The organism is Pseudomonas sp. PS01301 (assembly GCF_029960215.1).
Classification (GTDB): domain Bacteria; phylum Pseudomonadota; class Gammaproteobacteria; order Pseudomonadales; family Pseudomonadaceae; genus Aquipseudomonas; species Aquipseudomonas coleopterorum.
In genome coordinates this window covers 1-261 of the sequence record NZ_JASCPM010000146.1, presented here as the reverse complement: position 1 = coordinate 261, position 261 = coordinate 1, and the positions used below count along the sequence as shown (strand labels likewise).

The 261-nt window shown below is 62.1% G+C and carries 1 protein-coding gene; it reads right to left on the bottom strand.

Annotated features, from left to right (window positions below; translation table 11 throughout):
- Positions 1-261, bottom strand: a 261-nt coding sequence (locus QMX89_RS22805; RefSeq protein ID WP_282349966.1) for a hypothetical protein, incomplete at both ends; no start/stop codon positions are given.

Below are 261 nucleotides of genomic sequence, written 5' to 3'. Positions count from 1 at the left end.
TCGGCGTCGCTGAGGTTGCGCAGTCGGCTGGTGAATTCGAGCTTGGGCTGGCGGATGATGTCGAACACCGAGCTCATGCCCATCTGCGGCATGGCGTCGGCGAAGCTGAGGCGCCCGGCGATGCGGGTTTCGGGCTGCTGGGGTACGAGGTTTTCGAACAGTGGGTTGTAGACCGGCTCCTGCTCAGCCGGCAGTTCGATTTCAGGGGTCAGGTCTTCGTCGTTGTCGAAGATGGGATCGGGCAGTTCAGGCGTGTTCATG